The sequence below is a fragment of the uncultured Campylobacter sp. genome, assembly GCF_938018035.1.
GTDB lineage: Bacteria > Campylobacterota > Campylobacteria > Campylobacterales > Campylobacteraceae > Campylobacter_B.
This window is the reverse complement of record NZ_CALIJF010000007.1, coordinates 1-1,547: the sequence shown is the minus strand read 5'-3', so window position 1 is coordinate 1,547 and position 1,547 is coordinate 1. Positions and strand designations below refer to the sequence as shown.

General features: G+C 46.0%; 2 protein-coding genes. One reads left to right on the top strand and one right to left on the bottom strand.

Going from position 1 to position 1,547, the window contains the following annotated elements; translation table 11 throughout:
• Positions 1 to 130: 130 nt before the first annotated feature.
• On the top strand, positions 131 to 1,096 hold the full coding sequence (locus Q0257_RS00165) for a DUF3137 domain-containing protein (RefSeq protein ID WP_298020037.1): 966 nt from the start codon (positions 131 to 133) through the stop codon (positions 1,094 to 1,096).
• Positions 1,097 to 1,142: 46 nt separating this feature from the next.
• Here Q0257_RS00165 and Q0257_RS00160 read toward each other — a convergent pair.
• On the bottom strand, positions 1,143 to 1,547 hold a 405-nt coding region (locus Q0257_RS00160), incomplete at its 5' end, for an aminotransferase class IV (RefSeq protein ID WP_298020034.1).

Sequence of the window (1,547 nt, the reverse complement as noted above, 5' to 3'; positions counted from 1 at the left end):
TGATATATACGCGCGCAGAGCCGTTGTTGCGGTATTTGCAGCGCAACGCAAGCGCAGACGAGGCCGTGGTGAAATTTTATCAAGAGAATGAATTTTATAAAATTTCGGATCAAAAAATTTAAGGAAACGCATGCAGCTAGAAAGAGCGATAGCACTAAGTAGAGCCAAACAAAAAAAGTGTATTTGCAAGGTAGTGATGATCTATGCCAAGATAGCATTTTTGTATCTGTTTCCGTTTATCATAATGTTTGCGATCGATGCGGTATTTAAAACAGACGATGATACGGATTACAAGATGATCGAAGTCTATCTTATCTACGCGGTGCTTTTAATTTGTTACGTTGCTTATATTTACGACGACATTACAGGCGCCGCTTATGAATATAAACTATTTTACAAAAAAGTTTTGGCGCGCACGGCGATCTCACAGGCGTATCCGCAGCTTACTTATTCGCCAGGACGTGGCATAAGCGCGAAGAAATTCAGGAGAGCAGGAATCTTTGCAAATTCCGATTTTATCAGCGAAGATGAGATAAAAGGCGAATGGGATGGGGTAAAATTTAGCTTCAGCGAGGCAATTAGAATCAAAAAGAACTACGATCTGGGCATAGACAATACCTATGTGAAGCTAGCTTCGCTTGCAATGAGCTTATATGATGCGTATATGGATTTTAGCGGCAGCGTGCTGATATGCGAATTCGGCAAGAGATTTTACGCCAAAACCATCTTAGCGAGCCGCGAGCTAAATACAAAAATTTTAGGCGAGAAGGAGCTAATGGACAACGTCATTTTTAATAGCGAATTTCGCGTGTTTGCTGACGACAAGGTCGAAGCTCGCTATCTATTGACGCCTGCGCTGATGGAGCGACTAAACGAGCTAAAGCGATACTACCATAAATTTAGCATAAGCGCGGCGTTTATGGATAATAAATTTTACCTATTTCTAAACGGCGCGCCGAACCGCTTCGAAACAGAGCTATTTAGCATACCTCCAACAACCGGAACGGCGTATGCTCATCAATACGAACTGGCTGAAATTTTAGAATTAGTAAGCGAGCTGGGTCACATAACCGGGGAGCTAGAAAGCAAAATTTAATCAGCCCGTATCGTTTAAATTTAACGGGCTAAATTTGACCGCCCTATTACAGTCCCGCTTCGGCTCTTAGCCGCGCAGCATACATCTCGCGCAGGCGCGGTACGTATTTGCCGACCGCACCGCCTCCGATCGCTCTGCCGTCAGCTTTTACGATCGGCAGCACCATCAGCGTCGCCGCACTGATGAAGGCCTCATCGGCTTCATAAACCTCGCTCATTCCAAACGCCCGCTGCTGCACGCTAAGCCCCGCCTGCTCGGCAAAGCCTAAGATCACCTTGCGGCGGATGCCCGGCAGTATGTCGTTTGAAAGCGGTCGCGTGATCAGAACGTCATCTTTGATAATAAACGCACTAGAGCTCGAACACTCGGTAACGAGCCCGTCCTCGATCAAAAAACACTCATAAGCGCCCGCTTTGTGAGCCTCGTACTTTAAGATGCACTGCGCAAGAAG